This is a genomic window from Dickeya dadantii NCPPB 898, assembly GCF_000406145.1.
Taxonomy (GTDB): Bacteria; Pseudomonadota; Gammaproteobacteria; order Enterobacterales; family Enterobacteriaceae; genus Dickeya; species Dickeya dadantii.
The window spans coordinates 3,077,871-3,099,158 of record NZ_CM001976.1; the positions used below are offsets into that span (position 1 = coordinate 3,077,871).

7 protein-coding genes are annotated in these 21,288 nt (G+C 58.0%); all 7 read right to left on the reverse strand.

The window, feature by feature from the left end:
* Positions 1–110: 110 nt before the first annotated feature.
* The 7 genes from solI to DDA898_RS14030 all read right to left on the reverse strand — a co-directional run bounded on the left by solI (position 111) and on the right by DDA898_RS14030 (position 21,277).
* Positions 111–1,391, reverse strand: coding sequence for a solanimycin biosynthesis cytochrome P450 SolI (gene solI / locus DDA898_RS14000; RefSeq protein ID WP_033112350.1), 1,281 nt, complete (start codon positions 1,389–1,391; stop codon positions 111–113).
* Positions 1,392–1,525: 134 nt separating this feature from the next.
* Complete coding sequence (locus DDA898_RS14005; protein ID WP_038911489.1) at positions 1,526–7,249, reverse strand: non-ribosomal peptide synthetase; 5,724 nt, start codon at positions 7,247–7,249, stop codon at positions 1,526–1,528.
* Complete coding sequence (gene solG, locus DDA898_RS14010) at positions 7,246–10,737, reverse strand: solanimycin non-ribosomal peptide synthetase SolG (protein WP_038911490.1); 3,492 nt, start codon at positions 10,735–10,737, stop codon at positions 7,246–7,248. Before solG ends, DDA898_RS14005 begins: the two co-directional genes overlap by 4 nt.
* A gap of 119 nt (positions 10,738–10,856) precedes the next feature.
* Entirely contained in the window at positions 10,857–17,777 is a 6,921-nt protein-coding gene (locus DDA898_RS14015) for a non-ribosomal peptide synthetase (protein WP_038911491.1), read from the reverse strand.
* Between the two features lie 3 nt (positions 17,778–17,780).
* Positions 17,781–19,667 carry an ACP S-malonyltransferase gene (gene fabD, locus DDA898_RS14020; protein ID WP_071604544.1) on the reverse strand — a complete coding sequence of 629 codons (1,887 nt, stop codon included), beginning with the start codon at positions 19,665–19,667 and terminating at the stop codon, positions 17,781–17,783.
* A 71-nt stretch (positions 19,668–19,738) separates the two neighbouring features.
* Positions 19,739–20,008: an acyl carrier protein gene (locus DDA898_RS14025; RefSeq protein WP_038911493.1), complete on the reverse strand. Its 270-nt coding sequence runs from the start codon at positions 20,006–20,008 to the stop codon at positions 19,739–19,741.
* Between the two features lie 24 nt (positions 20,009–20,032).
* Positions 20,033–21,277 carry an aminotransferase class I/II-fold pyridoxal phosphate-dependent enzyme gene (locus tag DDA898_RS14030; protein ID WP_038911494.1) on the reverse strand — a complete coding sequence of 415 codons (1,245 nt, stop codon included), beginning with the start codon at positions 21,275–21,277 and terminating at the stop codon, positions 20,033–20,035.
* Positions 21,278–21,288 lie beyond the last annotated feature (11 nt).

The window sequence follows — 21,288 nt, forward strand, 5'->3', positions numbered from 1 at the left end:
CATTTAGTGACGCCGGCAATCCAATTCCGGCGATACCGACGGTACTATGCCGATATCGTCGAACCTATTTCTGGTTATTTTAATACTGTCATTAGTCCATTCTCCCAGGCTCACGCTTTAGGAATGATGACTTTCAGATTTTCAAAACCATGTAAAAAATTGGAGTAGCTACGTTCCGGCTCTTCAAGTACTTCGATTCTGGAAAAACGCTTGAGAATTTCTTCCCAGATAACCGTCAGTTGCATTTCGGCAACCCGGCTGCCGATGCAGGCATGTACTCCAACGCCAAAGGAGAGATGCCGGCGGGCGCGTTCACGGTCGATGCTGAAGGTATCGGGATCTTCAATCGCCGAGGCATCGCGGTTACCGGACGTGTACCACATGACGACACGGTCGCCTTCCTTGATGTTTTTGCCACGGATTTCAACATCGCGGGTGGCAACACGGCTCATAAAGTTGACCGGGGGGTGAAAGCGCAGCGTTTCCGATATCATCGGCATCACCAGCTTAGGATTTGCTTTGAGTTTGGCGAACTCTTCCGGATATTTATCAAGCAAGTAAAGGCTGCTGGAGATAGTGTTACGCGTCGTGTCGTTACCACCGATGATCAGCAGCACAATGGTGCCGCGGAACTGTTCTAACGTCATATCGCGCGTGTCGGGGTGATGAGCCAGCATCGAGATAAGGTCATAGCTTGGCGGCCCATTACGGCGTTTTTCCCACAGCGCCTCAAAGACTTGATAGCATTTAACGGTTTCTTCCGCCTTTTGCTCCCAGCTTTTCACCAGGCCATGCCCCGGCTCGAACATCAGCAGGTCAGACCAAAATGTCAGCTTACGGCGCTCTTCAAACGGAAAGTCGAGCAGCGTCGCCAGTACTGTCGCCGTAAGCTCCTTGGATACCAAATCCACCCAGTCAAAAGGCTCGCCGATTGGCAGGCTGTCGAGAATAATTCCCGCACGTTCCCGCATTATCGGCTCCATTTGAGCCAGGCTGGAAGGCCCCACGGCCGGTGTTACCGCCTTGCGGTGTTTAGTATGCTCAGGGGGATCCATCGTGATGAAGCCAACGTTTTTGCGCCGTTCATGGCCCAGAGCCTGCAGCGCCGCTTCGAGTTTGATCTTCTCTTCAATCGATTTCAGATCGATGTTCTGCGTGGAGGTGAAATCACGATAGTTATTGCCAACAGCGCGAATATCCTCCCACAGCGTGAGCGACCAGTAAGGCCCAAATTCGCTTTCCGGCGTGAAATGCACCGGGTCTTCGCGTCTGAGACGTTCAAACATCGGCAATTCGGCAGCATTAATGAAACGATCCCGACTTGCCGGGTTGATTTTCTCCAACGGGACCGCGTCAATATCCTCAAAAACATCCTGTAATTGTTTAGTCATTTTCATCCACTCATTACGTTTTTAGACAGTGCTGCAACACTTTCGATAGTGCTTCGATAATGCCGCAGCACATGGCCGCAGAAGGGGCCTATTGACGAATTCCGGCACCTTCCATGGTACGCGGACGCAAGCCTTTACTGGGCTGCGCCCACATGCACAAACTGAAGCCACCATCGCGCCAGCTCGGTGACATGCGGGGCTTTCAGCACGGTAAAGTGCTGCGCCGGTCCCGCGATGGTTTCCAGCTCTTCAACCCAGCGGGCCCATCCCGCCGCATCTTCACCTCGACGATGACGATCCTCGTCGGCATCCCTCCACGGATCGCGCACCTGTATCAGGTTTACCTGGCCGCGGTAGCGTGCCGCCGGCAGATAGTGCGTTTGTCGCGCGGCATAAAAGGTTTGCCACGAGCCTTGCAGCAGCCGCGAAGACGAATTGACCGGAATTTTCCCCGCGCGATGCAGGTGCTGGTGCACGGCAGCCAACACCTGTTCAAGGTCGTGGCTGCCGTAAAGGGATTCATCAATCTCCAGCGTCGTCTCTAAATTGAACCCGATGCTTTCGACATACTCGCGCAGGCACGCAGCCAGGCTCGGCGTTACGGCGGCATCCATACTGCCGAGAGGCGCTTCGGAATCGATCAGCGTCAACGACGCCACGCGGCCCCCCTGGGCCGTTAATCGGCGCGCCATGTCGAACGCAACCTGCCCGCCGAAAGAGTGACCAAGCAGATGAATCGGCGTCTTTTCACTGATACCCGCCAGACGAATAGCCGCCAGGTTACGTGCAGCCGCCGCTTCAACCGACAGCTCAGGGACGTCAACGCCATCAATCCCTTTAGGCAGCAAGCCATAAACCGGCTGCCCGCCGGGCAATGCCTGTACGAACGGCATGAAATCCGTAACGCCCGCCCCGGCACCGGGCACGCAAAACAGCGGCGTGCCATTGGCCGCGCCTTTTTGCAAGGTGATTAGCGGATTGAAATCAGCCGTCGCCGCGGCAACTGAGCGCGCCGCTGGGCGTTGCTTCGCGCCAGCCTCACCGGGCGCCGGATGACAGAGCGCATCAAGCTGATCGATCGGCGCATCCGGGGTGGAAACCATCGCTTCAAGCGTGGCGAGATAGCCGACGGCCATACGCTCGGCGGTTTCACGGCGAAACAGATCGACGGCATATTCCAGAATGCCATCCATACCCAGCGGCTCACCGTCCTCGCTGTATTTTTCGTACAGCATGAAATAGAGATCCCACTTGGCGTTACCGCTGTGGGCGGGGTAGACCTGCGCCTTCAGGCCAGGAATATCAAAGGTTTCCGATGGCGCGTTTTGCAGAATCATCATGGTCTGGAACAGCGGATAATGCGACGGCGAGCGCACCGGCAATAATTCGCCGACCAGCTTCAGGTAAGGAATATCCTGATGACCATACGAGCTTAACGCCTGTGTGCGTACCCGTTCGAGCACCTCATTAACACGGGGATTCCCGGAGGTATCGACACGCATCACCCATTGCGTCAGGAAACATCCCACCAGCTCATTCAGCGCGTCGTCGCTACGCCCTGCGGAAACCGCGCCAAGCGGGATATCTTCGCCCGCGCCCAGTTGGGTGTAATAGATGCCCAGCGCCGCCTGCAATACCATCGACAACGTCATATTGCGATCGCGCGCAAGGGCGCTCAAACGCCGGTGCAAACGAGCATCGATCTGCAAAGGCAACATCTCGCCGCGATAGCTGGGTTTTGCCGGGCGCGGGTAATCCTCCGGCAGCGCGAGCGTCGCGGGTAAGCCCGCCAGCGTTGTCTTCCAGTACGCCAACTGTTCTGCAAACAGGCTGTTCGGATCATTCGGATCGCCGAGTAGCTCACGGTGCCACACCGCGTAGTCGGCATATTGCACCGGCAACGGAGCGAACCGCGGCGCGTGGCCGGCAAGACGCGCCTGATAGGCACGCGTGAGATCCCGTGTCAGCGGTGCCAGCGAAAACGCATCGCAGGCAATATGGTGGAATAGCATCACCAGAATGTGGGTTTGTGGCCCGACCCGGAGTATCGAAGGACGGAACGGCAGATCAACCGACAGATCGAACACCGAGGTAATTGCGGTAAATACCGCCTGATGCACCTGCTCCGCGCTCACTTCACTGTACGGGATGTCGAAATGGACATCGGCGAATGGCGCGACCACCTGCACCGGTTGCCCCTCCACCACCCCAAAACGGGTGCGCAGCGTTTCATGACGCTCCACCAGATCGTACAGCGCCGCCGTTAACGCCGCCTGATCCAGCTCGCCCTCAAGCGAGACGACAATCGGCGTATTGAGCGATGAATTATCACCACGGGTATTCTGCCCAACCCACATCAACTGCTGGCCGTAAGATACCGGCAGGGGATCGGGGCGCGGCTCGACCTTACGTAGCGGCTGACGGACGTTGGTATGCTCATCAAGCTGTTTCGCCAGACTTGCCACCGTAGGGTTTTCAAACAGCAGCCGCACCGGCAGTTCAATACCCAAGCGGCTGCGAATACGGGCGATTAATCCGGTAGCCAGAATCGAGTGTCCGCCCATCGCAAAAAAGTCATCGTCAATGCCGATTTGCGGATGCTGAAGTAATTCGGCATACAGCTCGCACAGCGCCGCCTCCCGCGCGTTACGCGGCGCCCGATAGGCGGTGGCATCGCTGAATTCCACCGCCGGCAGCGCCTTGCGGTCCACTTTTCCGTTAGCGGTCAGCGGGAATTGCGCCAGCGCCACGATACGCGCCGGCACCATATAGTCAGGCAAACGTTCACTCAGATAATCCTGCAACGCCGCCTCAGAGGCGTGCAGCCCAGCGCTAACCACGTAGGCGACCAGACGCTTGCCGCCGCCGTTATCCACCGCCAGCACCAACGCGTTATCGACGTGCGGATGCTCGGCCAGACGCGCCTCTATCTCGCCCAGCTCAATACGAAAACCACGCAGCTTGACCTGTTGATCGTTACGCCCCACAAAAACAAGGTTGCCATCGTCCTGATAGCGCACCAGATCGCCGGTGCGATACAGGCGGGTGCGCGGCTCAGCCGAAAACGGATTGGCAACGAAACGTTCGGCGGTCAGCTCGGCACGATTCAGATACCCCAGCGCGACGCCGTCCCCGCCGATATACAGCTCGCCAATGGCGCCTAATGGCGCGGGATGCTGATGCTTATCCAGCACGTAAAGCTGGGTATTGCCGATGGGGCGCCCGATAGGAATGCTGGCCGCATTGGCCGCAACGTCATGGATCGGGTAGGTAGTGGCAAAAGTGGTGGTTTCAGTCGGGCCGTAGCCATTAACCAGCTTCGCCGATGGCGTCGCGCGCAGCACCTGGGCAATGATGTTCGGATCGAGCGCATCGCCGCCGATGAACAGAGACGTGAACTGCGCAATCACCGGGGCCAGTTCGCTATACAGCTGGTTGAACAAGCCCACGGTCAGCCACATCTGGTTCACGCGATGCTGCTGAAGCGTACGCACCAGCCGTGCCGGCGTGAGCAAGGTATCCTGATCAATCACCACGCAGGCGCCGCCATTGAGCAACGGCGCCCATATCTCCAGCGTACTCGCATCAAAGGCCGTGTTGGCGGCAAGCGCCATGCGATCGCCCGGCGCAAACACGCCGACACCGCTATTAATCACCAGACGATTGATAGCGTAATGCGGCACCAATACGCCTTTCGGTATACCGGTGGAACCGGAGGTATAGATGATATAAGCCGGCGCGGCGGCGGCAACCTGCACGTCGACGGCGTCGGCGCTCGCCTGCGTCACCTCAGCGCTATCGACGTCAATCACCGGCAGATTGATGTCTGCCGCCAGCGCGTGATGGCCGTCGCTGATCAGGAAGCGAGCGGAGCAATCCTCGATAACCCAGCTTAACCGCTCTTGCGGCGCCAGTGGATCCAGCGGCACGTAGGTCGCGCCCGCCTTGAGTATGGCAAGCGTCGCCGCCAGCAATGCGCTGCCACGCGGCAGCAATAGCGCCACGAAATCCCCCGGCTGTACCCCGCGGGCTACCAGCACCTGCGCCAGTTGGTTGGCGCGCTGATTCAGACGGTCATAACTCATCCGCGCTTCGCCGTCGATGACCGCAATCGCTTCTGGCGTGCGGGCCGCCTGTTGCTCGAACAACCGGTGAACAGGCTCATTCGCGGGATAAGCGGCTGCCGTCGCGTTCCAGTCAACCAGCAGTCGCGTGCGTTCGCCAGCGGGCAGAATTTCCAGCGCATGCATCGGCCTGACGGGGTCGCCGTCCAGCGCATCGGCCAGGCTTTTCATGGTCTGCTGGAGATAGCCGATAATCCGTTGTGCAGACAACGGCGCTGCCGCGAGCACGTTCAGGCGCAACGTCTCACCGAAGTCATCCACCGACACGGTCAGCGGGTAATCGGTGCGCTCTTCGAAGCCGTGCCATTCCACGTCATCACGTTCACCGGACACATCAACGCGTTCGTCTTCCGCCTGCTGGTTGTGGCGGTAGTTGAACAGCACATTGAACAAGGCCGTCGGCGGCGCAATACCGCTGCAACGCTGAGCCAAACTGAGAGCAGCGTGTTCATGATCCAGTAATGCCGCCAGACGCTTGTGCGTCAAACGGACACTCTCTTCCACGCCGACATTCCCCAGGTCCAGGCGGATCGGCAGCGTATTAATGAACGGCCCCATGATCTGATCGGCGCCCTCGCCGGCCTGCAATCGGCCCAGCAGGATGGTGCCGAACACCACCGTGTCGCTGTCGCTGGCGCGTGCCATCACCTGCCCCCACACCAGGTGACAGAGGCTCCCCATGCTGACGCCAAGACGGCGTGCATGAGCACGTAAACGCGCGACGATAGTCGGCTCTACATTGTGGCGCAGCTCAACAACGCTGGCGTTGTCCACCGCCCCATTAGCCATGCCAAACGCGAGCGTCGGCGCATCGATGTCTCCCAGCATCTGGCGGAAGAATTGCTCGTGCTGTGCATCGGACGCCCCTGCACGTATCCTGGCGATCAGGCGACGGAACGGTTGCGGCGCGGGCAATAGCTGACCACGCCCCATGATAAAGGCCGTAATATCGCGGATCATGATCTGCAACGAGGCGATATCATCGACCAGGTGATGCAGCAGCATCAGCATTTCCCAGCGCCCGCTTTGCCGGTCCTGCGCGACATACAGGCTCAGCAGCGGCGCCTGAGTCAGGTCAATGCGGTAATGCGATGGATGATAGCGTTCGACCAATTGCGCCATGACAGGCCCATTGGCCGGGTCCAGCTCCACTTCCGTGACCTGGACGCGGGCGTGACGCAGCACTACCTGTGCCGAGCGCGACAGCCCGCGCGAGAAAAACGCCGTGCGCAGAATGTCATGCCGGTTAATAGTGTGCTGAACCGCCGCCACGTATTGCGTCATCACCTCACGGTTAGCCAGTGAGATCCTGGCGAACTGTAGGTAAGGGTCCCCCTTGTCGCTCAACTGGTGCAGGAAGAGGATCCCTTCCTGCAACGGCGTCAATGCGTAGATATCCTGCACATTCGCTACGCCGCCCGGTACGCTGGCGACAATATGCGCAATATCAGCCTGAGTGAGATCAATCAGCGGCAGCATATCTGGCGTCAGCCGGGTAGTCTCCGGAGCGATCCGATTCGCCGGCACGCCTGAACCGCTATTCCCGCCTGGCGAGGATAACTCTCGCCCCTGGCGCAGCGCGTCGACGAGCGCCGGTTTGTGCTCCCGCAACGCCGCCTTGATATCAGGGGTCAACGACCCCTTCGCTGCCTTGATGACCAGAGATTCGCCATCCAGCGATAAGGCGATATTGGCTTTCCCCAGTCTCTGCCACAGGTCATCGAAATCGATCATAATCTCATCTCATCGAGTTCAATGGTACGTGCGGACAGCTCGGCTAACGTCGGGCTATCGAACAAGGCACGAATTTCCGTACTCAAATCGCGCTGGCGCAGATGCTCCATCAGTTGCACCGCCAACAGCGAATGCCCACCCAGCTCGAAGAAATTGTCGTGACGCCCGATACGCTCCACGCCCAGCAGTTCCTGCCACAGCTCGGCCATGGCGATTTCAACATCGCCCTGCGGCGCTTCATACGCGCGCCGGAAGAATGATGAATCATCGGGCAGGGGTAACGCCTTACGGTCTAACTTGCCGTTGGCGGTCAGCGGCAGGTGATCCAGTTTGACGAATGCCGCAGGCACCATGTATTCAGGCAACTGCGCGGCCAGGCTGCTGCGCCACTGCGCGATATGCTCAGATGTGCTCAAGCCTTCGGTTTCTGCTTCAGCGCTGAGCACCACATACGCCACCAGACGCAAGTCACCCTGCACATCGCCGCGAGCGACCACCACCGCTTCACGAACAGCGGGTTGTTTGAGTAACTCCGCATCGATCTCGCCCAGTTCGATACGGAACCCACGGATTTTGACCTGATTATCGTTACGCCCGAGATATTCGATATCGCCGTTCGCCAGATAGCGCGCCACGTCGCCGGTCCGGTACATCCGGGCGTCGGCGCCCGATACAAAGGGATCGTTAACGAAACGCTCAGCCGTCAGGTCAGGACGGTTGAGGTATCCACGCGCCACCCCCACCCCGCCGATGTACAACTCGCCCACCACGCCGCGCGGCACCGGGCGCAGGTGTTGATCCAGCAAATAGATGCGCAGATTGGCGATAGGACGGCCGATCGGCACGATGGCGGTTTCCGGCAAATCTTTCGGACAGGTCCAAGCGGTTACGTCGATGGCCGCTTCCGTCGGCCCGTACAAATTGTGTACCGCCGTATCCGGCAGCAGTTTGTAACAACGTGCCACGCTGGCGGAACTCAGCGCCTCGCCACTACACACAATGCGGCGCAGAGAACGGCACGCCGTCACGCTGTCGTTGGCCAGAAACAGGTTCAGCATCGAGGGGACAAAGTGAATGGTGGTGATGTTGTTCGCCTGGATCACCTGCGCAAGCGCCTGCGTATCTTTGTGCGCTCCCGGCGGGGCGACGACCAGGGTCGCGCCGACAGAGAGCGGCCAGAAGAACTCCCACACCGACACGTCAAAGCTGAAGGTGGTTTTTTGCAACACGGCATCGCTGCTGTCGAGCTGGTAAGCGTCTTGCATCCACTGCAAGCGGTTGATCAGCCCGCGATGTTCGTTTTCTACGCCTTTGGGCTTGCCGGTCGAGCCAGAGGTGTAGATAACATAGGCAAGATTGCGCGACGTCAGCCCCAACTCCGCGGGCGATAGCGATTCCGTCGACAAAGATGAACGCGCCAGAGACGCCACATCCAGCTCAAACGCAACGGTGCCGGTCGTGTCTAGTTCCGCGGTCACTTCACGCCCGCGTTTGTCGAGCAGCAGCAGCTTCGGCGCCGAGTCTTGCAGAATGTAGGACAGGCGCTCCTGCGGGTAATCAGGGTCGAGCGGCACGTAGGCCCCACCGGCCTTGACGATCCCCATCAGGCCCACCACCATCTCGATGCTGCGCTCCAGACAGATGGCAACGCGATCGTCCGGTTTAACGCCCTGCTGGCGTAAATGGTGCGCCAGTTGGTTGGACACGGCATTCAGCTCCGCGTAGCTCAGTTCACGATCGCCAAAGCGCAGCGCCGTTGCCGACGGCGTCAGTTTTACCTGCGCTTCGAACATCTGATGCGTATAGGCAACGTCAGGGTAAACCTTGTCGGTGTTATTCCAGTCGTTCAACAGCAAATGGCGCTCTGCGGCAGGCAGAATAGCGATCTGCTGCATCGGCGTATTTGGCGCGTTATCCAGCGCGCCGGCGATATTTTCAAGCGCCTGTTGCGTATAGGCGAACAGCAGTTCGGGGTCCAGCGAGTCCACCACCTGAATATTCAGGCCAAGCGCGTTGCCGTAGTCATCCACCGACAGCGTAATCGGGTAAGTGGTGCGCTCTTCGAAGCCATCCCACTGATCGGCCTCCGGCACCACAAAATCCAGCGACTTGCTTTCTGATTCGCGGTTATGGCGATAGTTAAACAGGGTGTTGAACAGCGGCGTAGAACCGCTAATACCGCTGCAACGCAGCGCCAACGCCAATGACGCATGCTCATGGCTAAGCAGTTCCGCCAGACGTTTGTGGGTGGTGCGCACGCTTTCCTCAACGCTGGCGCCATGCATATCAAGGCGGATCGGCAGCGTGTTAATGAATGGCCCCATGATCTGGTCGGCGCCGTCGCCGGCATGCATACGACCAAACAGAATGGTGCCGAACACCACGGAATCCTGGCCGCTGATGCAGGCCAGAACCTGGCCCCACGCCAGATGGCAAATGCTGCCGAGGCTCACCCCCAGACGGCGCGCATGCGCACGCAGGGCATCGTTCAAGCGCTGGGGAACCTTGCGGGTTACTTCGATAATGTCGAAGTCATCCAGCATATTGACCAGGCCGTAAGGTGCGGTCGGCTCATCGATATCCGCCAGCGTAGCGCGGAAATAACGCTCATGCTCTTCCGGGCTTTTACCAAGGCGCACCTGCGCGATCAAACGACGGAACGGTTGCGCTGCCGGCAACGTGTGCCCGCGCCCGGCCAGGAAGGTATGAATCTCAGCGGAAAGAATAAGCACCGACGTAATATCATCGATCAGGTGATGCAGAACGCGGAACATCTCCCAACGGTTGCTACGCTTGTCATAAGCGACAAACGCGTTCAGTAACGGCGGCTTAGCCAGGTCGATGCTGTAATGCGACGGATCGAAACGCTCGGACAGCTGCTTAGCGATAGGACCGTTCGCCGGGTCCAGATCCACCTCCAGCACGTGCAGTTTCGCCTGACGCTGAACCACCTGGCACGGCGTCGATACGCCTTCCCAGTAGAAACCGGTACGCATGATATCGTGGCGGTCAACCACCTTCTGCACCGCGGCAAGATAGTTATCGACCTTTTCGCGGCTATCAAAGGTCATCTGCCCCGTTTGCAGGTAGGGGTCGCCTTTGCTGGCCAGCATATGGTGGAACAGAATCCCTTCCTGAAGCGGCGCCAGCGAGTAGATATCCTGGATATTACTCACGCCGCCGGACACCTGTTCGACCACGTGATCGATATCTTTCTGAGTAAAGTCAATCAGCGGCAACAGCTCAGGCGTAATCGCCGTCGTCTCTGGGGTAATCTTGTTCGCAGGGACCACCACCTCAAACGCGTTTGACAGGCGTTTGCCATTACGCAGAGCGTGCACCATGGTCATTTTATGCTCGCGTAGCGCACTTTTAATCTCACTGGTTAGCGCGCCTTTGGCTGAAGTAATAACCAAATCATCGTTATCCAGCGATATCGAGATTTTTGCCTCTTCCAACGTCAGCAGTAATTGTTCGAAATCGCTCATTCTTTATCCTCCGTGATAATAACTTTTATTCGATGGTGATTGACGTAATGCAATGCGACGAAACGACCGGGCGACGAAACGGCCAGGGTCGTTTGGCAAGCGTGTTGGGAATAGCATCGTCACAGGCGAGTCTCCGCAAGCTCGATGGTTCTGGCCGCAAGGTCTGCCAGAATAGGCGTGTCAAAAAGTGTGCGTATCTCGATGCTGAGCCCTCTTCGACGCAACTGTTCAATCAAACGCACGGCTAGCAGCGAATAGCCGCCGAGTTCAAAAAAGTGGTCCTGACGTCCGATCCGCTCGACACCCAGAAGTTCTTCCCAGATAGACGCCATGGTGATTTCCATGCTGCCCTGTGGCGGAACATACGCGCGCCGGGCGAAGGACATCTCATCCGGCGGCACCAGGGCGTTACGGTCTATCTTGCCATTCGGCGTCAGCGGTAAAGATTTGAGCGTCACGAAGGCGGACGGGACCATATAATCCGGCAACGTATCCTGAAGGTGCTTACGTAACGCCTTACGGCTAAACAGGGTCTGTACCAGACCTTTGAGCGTCGCCGCGTGTTCCAGCGCCGGCAACGCATTCTCAGGCACGATCCAATCGATCAAACAGGCCACCTCGTTCACACCGGCCTCCTGTAGCTTCTCCGCCACGGACAGTGCGGATTCCGGCGTACCAATAAATGACAGCTCGCGGGTATAGCGCTTGAAAGCGAACTCCAGCATGCTGCGTTTATCCGCGCTGGGGAGCGTATCGAGGTGAATGTTCTGCTCTTTGAGCCAGCCCGAAAGTAAACTGAGGTGCCCTTCCAGATAATCAAGGAACGGCCCTTTCGCCTGTTCCAACACCTCGTCAAGGTTCTCCCCCAGGTAGGTATGAATCATCACCGTCACCGTGCCGGTGCGGGGATCGAATCCCGCGTTTTCACGCGCCGTGCGGTATATCTCGATATTTTTAGCCAGCTTCTCGATATTCTGCGTGAGCATGTGGGTCAGCAAATGCGCCCCGCTGCGGCCGGCATACTCAAAGGTTTCCGATGCACCGGCGGCGGTTACCCAAATCGGCAGTTGCTTTTGCACCGGCGCGGGGTAAATCCGGACTGAAATGTCCTCCCCATGACTATCCCGGCGGGAAACACTGCCGCCCTGCCACAGCGTTTTCAGCTCCTCAATGCCTTTCTGCATCAATTCGCGGCGCTCATCGTAATTCTGCGGCGCCAGGACAAAGTCCTGCTTATTCCAGCCAGAAGCGACGCCGATGCCGACGCGGCCGTTCGACAGGTTGTCGAGTATCGCCCAGTCTTCCGCCACGCGGAGCGTATCGTGCAACGGCAGCACCACGCTGCCGGGACGCAGCTGGATATGGCGTGTTCTGGCCAACAGCGAGGCGCTTAACAGCGCTGGATTGGCGAACAGCCCCCCGACGCGGTGGAAGTGACGTTCCGGCGTCCACACGGCGGTGAAACCGTGTTTATCACCAAACTCCGCCACCTCCGCGTAATGGTTATAAGCCTGTACGGCATCGCTGCTGGCGCCGAAGAAGAACAGGCTAAAATCGAGGTTGTCACTGTGGGCCGATGCCTCTGCCACATACTCTTCGGTGGCGCCGGGAACCACATACGCCACCAGCCGCGTCTCCCCGGAGATATCTTCTCTGGCGACCACCACCGCTTCACGCACCCAGGGATGGCTCAACAACCGCGCTTCGATTTCACCCAGTTCGATACGATGCCCACGCAACTTCAGCTGATGGTCGGTACGCCCGAGGAAAATCAGGCGGCCATCGGCCATAAACTGCGCGAAATCCCCGGTACGATAGAGACGAGCCGCCGGATCGGTTGAGAACGGATCGGAGATAAAACGTTCGGCGGTCAGCTCTGGACGCTGGTGATAACCACGGGCAACCCCGTCGCCGCCGATATACAACTCCCCGATAGCGCCCATCGGCACCGGTTTGCCATGCTTATCCAGCAGATAGACTTGCGTGTTGGCAATCGGGCGGCCTATCGACTGGTTGTATTGCGTGACGTCCTCTGCATTGACGCGATTGCAGGTTGACCACACCGTGGTTTCCGTCGGCCCGTAGAGGTTCCACAATGACTCGCCGAAGGCATGCAAACGCGTCGCCAAATCGCTGGGCAGCGCTTCGCCGCCGCAAAGGATCTTCAGTTGCTTGTGCGGTGTGGCGTCGGTATCCACCAGCAAGCGCCAGGTGGTCGGCGTGGCTTGCATGATGGTGATGTTCAGGGTTTGCAACAGGTTAAGCAGCGCGTGAGGATCCATCGCCTGACTGCGGCTCGCCAGCACAATCGACGCGCCCGTCATCAACGGCAGATACAGCTCAAGCCCGGCAATATCAAATGAGATGCTGGTGACCGAGAGCAAACAATCTTCGGCGCCGAGGTTGAACAGTGCCTGCATCCCGCTCAGAAAATTGACCACCTGACGATGCTCAACCATCACCCCTTTCGGCTTGCCGGTAGAACCCGAGGTGTAAATCACGTAAGCCAGGTGGCTGGCGTTGAGCGTCGCCACATCGGGGTTGCCGCCAGGCAGTTCTTCCCAACGAGCGCCATCACGCTCCAGATCGACCACCGTGACATCACTGCCGGTCGTCGCCCCAAAGACGTCGCGTCCACGCTGGTCAACCACCAGTACCTTAGGCGTGGCATCCTCAAGAATATAAGCCAGCCGTGTGGTGGGATATTCAGGGTCGAGCGGCACGTAGGCCCCGCCGGCTTTGAGGGTCGCCAGCAAAGCTACCAGCATCGTTTCAGTGCGTTCCGTACACACCGCTACGCGCGTATCCGGCCTCACCCCCTGGGCTATCAAATGGTGAGCAAGACGGTTGGCACGCTGATTAAGCTCGGCATAGCTGAGGCGAACGTTCCCCATTTGCAGCGCCAGCGCCTGTGGTCGTTGTTCGACCTGCCACTCGAACAACTGATGGATCGTCGCCGTCGCCGGGAACGGCACCGCGGTATCATTCCAGGTTTTCAGCAGATGCCGGCGCTCTTCCGGCGGCAGAATATTGAGTTCATACAGCGGCATTGGCGCGGCCGCCGGAACCCCATCGGCTTCAAGCGCCGCCACCAGGCTACTGATGCTCTGGTGGAAGTAGCCAAACAGGCGCGCACAAGAAAGCGACTCAATCGCCTGAACGCCAATATCAAACCCATCGCCGAAGTCATCGACAGAGACAGAGATCGGGTAGTTGGTGCGCTCTTCAAATCCGTGCCATACCACGCCATCAAATTCGATATCACCTAACACATCAATGTCGGTCGGGCGGTTGCGGCGGTAGTTGAACACGGCGCTGAACATCGGCGTCGGCGCCACAATCCCACTACTTTGTTGAGCCAGCGACAAGGTGGCGTGTTCATGTTTGATCAGCGCGGTGAGGCGCTGATGCGTCTGGCGCACCGCATCGGCGGCATAAACCTCGCCGACATCAAGCCGCAACGGCAGCGTCTTGATGCAAGGGCCCATGATTTTGTCACTGTTCTCACCGTGCATACGCCCGGACAGGACCGTACCGAACACCACCGTATCGCTGCCGCAGGCAGCGCTTAGGACTCGCGCCCAGCTCAAATGGCACAGGCTACTCACGCTGACGCCGAGGCGGCGAGCCTGAGCGCGCAGCCGTTGAGCCAGCGGCGCTTCAAGCGAGCGCCGTGTTTCACCGATCCGCTGGCCTTTAAGGTGGCCGTTCTTGAGATTAAACGGCACCGACGGTTCGGTGATGTCCGCCAGCATGTCGGTGAAAAACGCCGATTGCTGTTGGGTATCGTTACGGCGCTGCAACTGCGCCACGTGATGACGAAATGGCAATGCCGCCGGCAAACGCGCTCCCTTGTCATGGAGGAACGCCTGAATGTCGGAGAGCAAAATCTGTAGCGAGGCAATGTCATCCACCAAATGATGGATATACATCAAGGCTTCCCAGCGGGCCTGCGCTTCATCATAGGCCACCACCATGTGCAGCAACGGCGGCTGCGTGAGGTCGATACGGTTGACGTGAGGATCAAAGCGCGCCTTCATCTGCTCAACGACCGGGCCATCCTGAGCATCAAACGTGAGCGCCGCAACATGCAAACGCGCGTGGCGGAGCACGACCTGCACAGGCGTTTCCACCCCTTCCCAGATAAACGCGGTGCGCAAGATATCATGACGATCAACCACGCATTGGATAGCCTCAAGATAGCGATCCAGCGTCTGCCGGTGCGTAAACGACAGATGACCACACTGAAGGTAAGGGTCGCCGGCTTCATCGAACAGATGGTGGACCAGAATGCCTTCCTGCAACGGCGCCAGCGCATAGATATCCTGAATATTGGCGATGCCTCCAGGTATGCGCGAAACGATCTGGTCTATTTGCTGTTGAGAAAGCGACACTAACGGGAAAAGCGCGGGATGAAGCGCGGTGGTCGCCGGCGTGACCACATTCTCCGGGATGACGAACGCTGAGGAAGCATCGTCCTCAAGCCTGATTTGCGCAGCAAGATCGGCCAGAACGGGATGCGCGAAGAGGGTGGGCACATCGGTATACAACTGCTGCTCACGGAGCGCTGCCTGCAGTTGCATCGCCAGCAATGAATGCCCGCCCAGTTCGAAGAAATTGTCCTGCCGCCCGACCTGCTCAACGCCGAGCATTGTCCGCCACAGCTGCGCCAGAATAGATTCCGTACCGGCGTTCGGCGCTTCAAAGTCGCGCTGCACGTAAGCACTGTCGTCCGGTAGCGGCAAGGCTTTGCGGTCGATCTTGCCATTGGCCGTCAGCGGCAGCGATTCCATCACCACAAACGCCGCCGGGATCATATAGCTGGGCAGTTGCGTGGCGAGCACCTCGCGCCATTGCGCCAGCGCGCCATTGCCGCACGTCGCCTCTGGCACCACATAGGCCACCAGACGGGCCTCGCCACCATCGGGCGTAATGCCGATGACGGTGGCGTCTTTGATGTGCTCAAGCGCCGCAATACGCGACTCGATTTCACCAAGCTCAATGCGATACCCGCTCAGTTTGATTTGGTGATCGCGGCGGCCAAGAAACTCAATGCGGCCATCGTCAAACCAGCGCCCGATATCGCCGGTACGGTAGACTCTGGCCCCGGCGACCCAGGGGTCGGCAATAAACTGCTGGGCCGTCAGTTCAGGGCGATTCATGTATCCCACCGCGACGCCTTCGCCGCCGATCCAGATTTCACCCGCCATACCCGGCGCGCAAAGCTGACCCAGATTATCGACCACGTACATACGGGTATTGGCGATCGGTCGCCCAATACTCAGGCGAGTATCCTGGCTGTGCTCAAAACCGCGCATCCAGGCCGACGACATAATGGTGGTTTCCGTCGGGCCGTAGCCATTGATGTAACGGCAGCGCTCGCTCCAGCGTTCAATCAGCCCGAGCGACGGCGCCGACCCCGCGGTCAGAATGGTCATGCCTTCAGGCACGCGTGCGGGATCCAGGTGCGTGAGATACGGCGGCGGGAAGGCCGAGAAACGAATGTCGTTTTCGGTCATGTACGCCATCAACGCGGGCGGGTTCTGAATCAACGCATTCGACAGCAGGTGCAGTTCGCAGCCGCGCGTCAAGGTACCGAAAATCTCGCCCGCCGAGGCATCAAAGGTATAGGGCGCGAACTGGGTGATCGGTTGCCCGGCGCTAAAAATCCCGATGTGTTCGCACCAGGCACAGAAATTGATCAGGCTGCGATGCGCGATCTCTACGCCTTTCGGCGTACCGGTGGTGCCAGAGGTATAGATGATGTAGGCAATAGTGTGCGAATCGATAGTGTGCGAATAGATAGTCTCAGCGGGGTTATCCTCACGCGACCCGCCATCCGTTTGCGCCTGCTCCAGATAATCCTCAACCAACAGCAAGGTGCTGCTTTCGTCCGCGCTGAAACTCGACCGATCGGCCCGGCTGGTCAGCGTCCAGCGCACTTGCGCATCGTTAATGATGAACGCGCGACGCTCGCCCGGCGCATCCAGGCCGACAGGCACATAAGCGGCGCCCAGCTTGATGATGCCCAGCATGGCGGCGATCAGGTTCGGCGTTTTGTCCATACTCAGCACGATACGATCGCCCTGGGTCACACCGACGCGGCGCAGCCCTGCCGCAATCCGTTCGGCACGTTCGGCCAACTGCCGATAGCTTAACCGCACGTCGCCTGCCACCAGCGCGGTGGCCTCGTTTCTGGCCGCCACTTGCTCGGCAAACAGCGCATAGAGCGAACGATCCAACGCCACGTCTAGCTCAGTCGCATTCCACTCATGAATAACGCGTTCAATTTCTGCGTTACTGAGCAGCGACTGTTCACCCAGCGTGCGCTCACTGCGCTGTACAAAGCTGGACAACAGCTGCTGCAGGCGATTGAGAATGTTATGCGCATCCGCTTCGGTCATGTCGCCGTGGCGATAATGCAGCGCTAATGACAGCGTGGCCCCGGTCCGCACAATAAGATGCAGCGGCACGTGCGGCGCGCGATGCTCATTTTCCGAGCCCGACTCGTCATACACACTGATCAGCGAGTCGAAAAGCGGTGGATTCGATGGGGAGCCTACTCCGGGCGAAAGGGCATCAGGTATCGGTTCGGCATGGCGCTGATGCTGCTCAAACACTGAGGCGATATCGTGAAACCAGTCGCGCAACGCGAGACTGGCATCAATGTGCATGCGTAGCGGCAAGGCGTGGTATTCCCCCCCGTCATGGGCTGGGAACCGTTTGCCGAACAGCACCTCATCCTCACCGCTGTACTTGCTCAGCAACAAACCCCATGCCGCCGTCATCAGCACGTCCCCGGTGACGGACTCACGCTGCGCCAGCGCCAGCAGTTCGTTACTCAACGCCCGCTCGACCTGGGAGACGAGCACGCGGACGTCCTGCGCAGAGGAGGAAGCGGCGGTCCCGGCATCCTCGCGCTCAATAGCATTAACAAGGCTGACGTTTGCCGTTCTTGACGCCCCGGTAAGGTATCGCTGCCAATACGCCGCGGCGGTGTCCTTACGCGACAAGAGCATATTCTCCTGCATGATAGCCATTGGTTATGCTCCCTCTGTGACAACTTGCCTGGAATGGTTTTTTAAAACATTCAGTAAGTTGGATACGCTTTCGGCGTTCCTGCCGAATTGATTGATGATCGCGCCGTGCTGAATACGCGCGGCAAAACCGTATTTGATGAAGGTTGACAGAGTGCCGGTTGGGCTGAGATCGACAAAAAACGTCTGGTTTTTCTCAGCCAACGCCTGCATTACGCCGTAGAAATCGACAGGCTCGCGCAAGACTCGCCAGAAATACTCGCTGTCCCATTGTTCAACCGCAGTACCTAACATGGCGGAGTACACCGGCATTACGGGGGCGTTTTTCGGCAAGGTATCGACCAAGGCTCGGAAATCGTGCTCGATAGCCGCTATCCCGGACGAGTGGAAGGGTTGCTCAACCGGCAGCAGCATCGAGATAATATTCTGCTGCGTCAGGCGCTGTTTGAGAGCCGACAGGCTCGCCATAGCACCGCTGACCACAAAATTATTCTGGAAGTTAATACTGGCTAACTCGGCGCCCTGATAAAGCGCGGCATTGGCATGGAAGTGCGCCACCGGCGCCAGCACGCTCATCATCCCGCCGCCGGCGGTTTTGTTACTCAGCAAGTGCGCCTGAGACACCACCAGTTTCATGGCGTCATCCAGCGTCAATACACCGGCCACGACAGCCGCGATGCACTCGCCCAGGCTGTATCCCAGCACGGCGTCAGGTTCGATCCCTTCTGCTTTGAGCATACCGGTCAGGCTGACGCCAATGCTGAGCAACGCCACATTGGACTGCGCCACATCAGAGAACGGCAGGTGGTGGCGGGCGTCGTCATACAGCGCCTCCAGAAGACCGTGGCCGGTGTGTTGACGACACAGGGCGTCACACCTGTCCATCTGGCTGCGAAAGGTACTATTACGACGATAAAGCTCACGCCCCATGCCGTAATACTGTGACCCCTGCCCCCCGAACATAAACACCACACGAGGGGTGGCGGATGGTGCCGCTGGCGCTCTGGCAACGTTTTTTACCGTTGGCTTACCCGGCAACGCCATCGGCTGTGCTTTTATTTTCTCAAACAGGCTGGTCAGTACCTGCCCGGGTCCGATTTCGTGCTGTTTAACTTCGCCGGACGCCAGCAGCCGCGACAGACTTTCGTACCAACGAACGGGATGACTTATCTGGCGCGTTAACAAGTCAAGATAATCGGATTCTGGATAATCGAGCGCTGTGTAGTTGGAAATAACCCGCGCATTGAGCGGATTGAAAGTAAAGCGTTGCGCAAATTGTGCAAACTGCGCTTCGATATCTCGCATATAGCGAGAGTGAAAAGCCGCACTCACGTTTAGCCTGACGTAGCGTGCGCCGGCATCCGTAAACAGCGTTTCGCAGGCAACGATGTCGTCATGAAGACCCGAAATGACGATTTGCTGGGCACTGTTGATGTTGGCGATATCAATGCCGCTAAACGGCGACGCAGCGAGAAGCTCCGCGACCCGGTTCAGCTCGATGCCCACGATGGCGGCCATCGCGCCGCGCGGCGCTTTCGACATCAACATGCCGCGCTCTCTGACCAGCGCGACGCCGGTTGCAAAATCAAACGCCCCCGCGGCAAACAGCGCGGCAAACTCCCCCAGACTATGACCCGCGTAGCAATCCGGCGCATCCAATCCGTTTTGTCGACTGGCGAGAACCCCGAGCGCTGAGACAACAAACAAAGCCGGCTGGGTGAACATCGTCTCACCCAGCACACCCTGAGGATCGTTGAGGCATAGCTCGCGAATTGAGAAACCGAGCACCTCATCGGCCTCGCTGACGAGCCTGGGGAAACGCTCGAACAGCGCATTCCCCATCCCTTTGTGCTGCGATCCCTGACCAGGAAATACCCAAATTGAAGAAGACATAAATCTCCTATTACTGTTCCCTTGGACTGTCACTTAACGTTGCTTGTTTATCCCAACAGCGACTCGTTAATTCAGGACTTGATTGCTTCCGCCGGTAGATGGGCTTCAATCGTGCCGATCAAATCCCCGAGCGTGTAAATCCCGCGCTTGTCACCGTCGTTTACCTTGATGTGGAGCCGCTTCTCAATCTCGTACCAGGACTCAAGCATCTCGATCGAATCCACACCCAGTTCACCGCCGATAAATGAATCCAGGTCCACGACATCAGGGGTAAATCCGGTGTTTTTGATGCCGTTAATAATGTCGAGAACAACGGAGAGAATGTCTTTCTGAGCGTCCATTTCTGATTTCCTTCAGCTAATCCATTAGAGCGCGTCAAACTCGCGCGCAACGTCAGTAATAATGTCAACGGCTTGATCGATCTCTTCCCGGGTATGGGAAGACATCACGGAGATACGCAGACGTTCTTTATCAGGAGGGACCATCGGGTATTCCATGATATTGGCGAACAGGCCGCGTTCAAAAAGACGGCGGTTTATGTTGCCCACCACGGAGATTTTCCCGAAGAAGACGGGAATGATCCCCGACTCGCCGCGAAGAATGTTGAAGCCTTTGGATTCCAGTTGGTCCTGCATGTAGCGCACGTTGTCATGCAGCAGCGCAATGCGTTCCGGCTCGCGTTCCATCACGTCCAACGCCGCGGAAATAGCCGCAATGGTCGGCTGCGCTAAACCCGAGGTAAACAGGTAAGGATAAGAGAAGTTTCGCAGCATAAAGATATGCTCGCGGCTGCCGGAGATGAACGCGCCCTGCGCGCCGAGCGATTTGCTGCAGGTGGACATACGCAAATCAACCTGACCCAGCAGGTCTAAATGCTCAAGCGTTCCCTTGCCGGTTTGCCCTAAGGTGCCTAAGCCGTGAGCGTCATCGAGAATGGTGATGATGTCGTGCTCCCGGCAGATATCGATGTAACGCTTGAGATCGATGATCGAGCCGTCCGTAGAACGCACGCCTTCAACCGTGGAAAATATTTGCGTATGAGGTTTCAAACGCGCCCGAATTTTAGGCAACATCTGTTCAAACTCATCCAGCCGCTCGGGATCGAAGGTAAAGAACGGCACGTTGGTCATTTTGACCGCGTTGATCACGCTGGCATGGCTGTTCTGGTCATAGATGATGATATCGTTGCGATTCATCAATCCATTCACCCAACACAGGTTCGCCATATAACCACTCGGCAGCAGCACCGCGTCTTCATGGCCGGCTAACGCCGCCAGACGCGTCTCAAGATCCCGATGTTGCCTGGTGTAACCGGAAAATGCCGGCGACCCGCCGGTACCAATACCGTATTTTTCTACCGCTTCGACTACCTTATTTTTCACATAAGGATGGTTAGCCAGACCGAGATAGCTGTTTGAACCAAACACCAATACATTTCTGAAGTCGTCGCTATGCAGGTCTTTGTACTGCATGCGCGCATCAACCGGCCCCACGCCCTGGCGTCCGAACATGAAGCCTTTTTCCAGCTCTTTCAAATAGGTGCCATAGCGTAATTTCACGCGTTCCTTGAAAGGCTTACGTTCAAGTTCGATCAGATCATGAAAATCCATTATAAAAACCT

Coding starts and splice junctions, on each gene's coding strand:
- fabD (WP_071604544.1), bottom strand. CDS start 19,667: ATGTCTTCTTCAATTTGGGTATTTCCTGGTCAGGGATCGCAGCACAAA.
- DDA898_RS14015 (WP_038911491.1), bottom strand. CDS start 17,777: ATGGCTATCATGCAGGAGAATATGCTCTTGTCGCGTAAGGACACCGCC.
- solI (WP_033112350.1), bottom strand. CDS start 1,391: ATGACTAAACAATTACAGGATGTTTTTGAGGATATTGACGCGGTCCCG.
- DDA898_RS14030 (WP_038911494.1), bottom strand. CDS start 21,277: ATGGATTTTCATGATCTGATCGAACTTGAACGTAAGCCTTTCAAGGAA.
- DDA898_RS14025 (WP_038911493.1), bottom strand. CDS start 20,008: ATGGACGCTCAGAAAGACATTCTCTCCGTTGTTCTCGACATTATTAAC.
- solG (WP_038911490.1), bottom strand. CDS start 10,737: ATGAGCGATTTCGAACAATTACTGCTGACGTTGGAAGAGGCAAAAATC.
- DDA898_RS14005 (WP_038911489.1), bottom strand. CDS start 7,249: ATGATCGATTTCGATGACCTGTGGCAGAGACTGGGGAAAGCCAATATC.